We start from the raw sequence: 1827 nt of genomic DNA on the forward strand, positions 1-1827 counted from the left end.
CACCGCCGAAGCGACCGGAGGTGGGGCGTGACCGCTAAGACCGGAGCCGCCCACGGCAAACACAAGCCGCCAGCCCGCCCGTCCCTCGACTGGACCCGCCGGGCGGCGTGTAAGGGCGAAGACACCGAGGCGTTCTTCGACCCCCGCCCGCGAGCGGGAGGCCGTCGCGTTCTGTCACGTCTGGTGCAAGGTCCGCGCCGAGTGTCTGGCGTGGGCGAATGCGACCGGCTCGACCGGCGTGTGGGGCGGCATGACCGCCGAAGAGCGCCGCGGTGAGCGCCGCCGGGAACAGCGCCGGGCATCGGCGCGGGCCGCTTCTAAGACCCCCTGAACAAGATCAAGGAACGAGACATGTCAAGGAACCGGGCGCGACTCCCGCAGAGCTACAGCGCCGAGGAGTTCGACTCCGTTGTGGAGCAGATCCAGAGCAACCCGCAACTACGGGCCGACCTGGAAACAATCATCGGCCAGTCGTTGGAAGGCCGGCCGCCGCGGGAGCTGTTCGACACCTTCCGCGCCGTGCAGGGCGCCACCGACGTGATGGCGGTAGTGGCCCGCTACGGCCAAGCCCGCCAGGCGGTACGCCGCACCAGCATCGAGTTGCAGTTCGACCCGGAAGTGGACTTGCAGCCGGCCGCCGCGGATTACACGGCGGACCTGCAAGCGAAGCTCGACGCCGAGAAGCGCCGTAACGAGGAGTTGAGAGCAGCGCTGAGGATCGCCCAGGCGCCGCGCAACGTCCTGCAACTGCCCGCCGCGGACATCTCACGGCCGGACATCACCCGAAAGGCGGTCGGCGAATGAGCGCGGTCAACATCTTCGGCACCTCCACGAGCGTGGCCCGCTACCGGGTGCAGGTGCAGGTGCTCGACAAGATCGTGGGCGGGGTGCCGTCCTCGGAATCTGTCATCAAGGGCTGGCTTAAGACCCGCATGGAGTTGGGCGACCGGGACCTGCAGGAGCTCACACAAAAGACCCTCGCCGAGCGATTCCCCGACCGGCAGCCGACCGCGGATGAGCTCGCTGACGCGCTCCTGGAGTCGGACGCTGCCCCGTCCATCAACGGGTTCAAACGGATCCCCAGCACGGGCGAGCTGGCTTACGAGGGCCGGTGCATGAAGGCCGCCCTGAAGGAGTGGGCCAACAGCGCTTACCCGGGGACGGACTGGCCCAGCAAGAAGAAGGTCGCCAACGCCTTCCGTAAGGGGCTCATGTCCACCCTCGCCGAGAGGGCCTTCGTCGAAGAGGTCTACATCGGCCTGGGGGTGAAGGAGCCGACCGGCGTCGAGGAGCGGATCAAGCACGTCATGACCGCGCAAGGCCCACGCTCGTCGATCAACCGGGTCGAGTACGTGGAGCGCCCGCTGCTGGAGTTCGAACTGAAGGTCCACGACGACTTCCTGTCGCCGGAGGAGTGGGGTCGTATCTGGGAGCGCGGCGAGGACATCGGTATCGGCTCCGACCGCGGCCGGTCCGACGGCAAGTTCGAGCTCCTCGCGTTCGATCGGATGCGTTGATGGTTTCGGCCCTGTCGCACCTTCGGGGAGGCCGACGGTTGACGCCTGGCCTCTCCTGCGACGCCGTGAACACGGATACGGCTAGCCACTTCAGCACGACATGCCTTGCCTTGCCCTCTCTCGCCGACAGACCTTTCCTCACCCGACCAACCCAGTACGACAAGCCACGCTCTGTCATTCCTTGCCGCGTCGACATGCCCTGTCACCCCCACCCCAGCCAAGCCGACAGGTCTAGCCACCCCCGTTCACTCCCGTTCCAGCCAGGCCGACAGCTCAATCCTTTTCCGCCCAGGTCAAGCCGTCGCGACAA

Annotated in this window: 2 protein-coding genes and 1 pseudogene; all 3 read left to right on the plus strand. The window is 67.0% G+C overall.

What is annotated here, in order from left to right; genetic code table 11:
- Nucleotides 1–196 precede the first annotated feature (196 nt).
- Nucleotides 197–331 (plus strand): annotated as a pseudogene (locus AB0J58_RS43600) (hypothetical protein); the annotation flags it as partial.
- 20 nt (nucleotides 332–351) lie between these two features.
- The gene (locus AB0J58_RS43605) at nucleotides 352–804 is read left to right on the plus strand and encodes a hypothetical protein (RefSeq protein WP_357797341.1); all 453 of its coding nucleotides are present in this window, start codon (nucleotides 352–354) and stop codon (nucleotides 802–804) included.
- Nucleotides 801–1517 carry a hypothetical protein gene (locus AB0J58_RS43610; protein WP_357797339.1) on the plus strand — a complete coding sequence of 239 codons (717 nt, stop codon included), beginning with the start codon at nucleotides 801–803 and terminating at the stop codon, nucleotides 1515–1517. Before AB0J58_RS43605 ends, AB0J58_RS43610 begins: the two co-directional genes overlap by 4 nt.
- Nucleotides 1518–1827: the final 310 nt, after the last annotated feature.

This window comes from Streptosporangium sp. NPDC049644, from assembly GCF_040675205.1.
GTDB classification, from domain to species: domain Bacteria; phylum Actinomycetota; class Actinomycetes; order Streptosporangiales; family Streptosporangiaceae; genus Streptosporangium; species Streptosporangium fukuiense.

Bases quoted from the DNA above. Each gene is read 5' to 3' on its own strand.
- AB0J58_RS43605 (WP_357797341.1), top strand. From the start codon at position 352: ATGTCAAGGAACCGGGCGCGACTCCCGCAGAGCTACAGCGCCGAGGAG.
- AB0J58_RS43610 (WP_357797339.1), top strand. From the start codon at position 801: ATGAGCGCGGTCAACATCTTCGGCACCTCCACGAGCGTGGCCCGCTAC.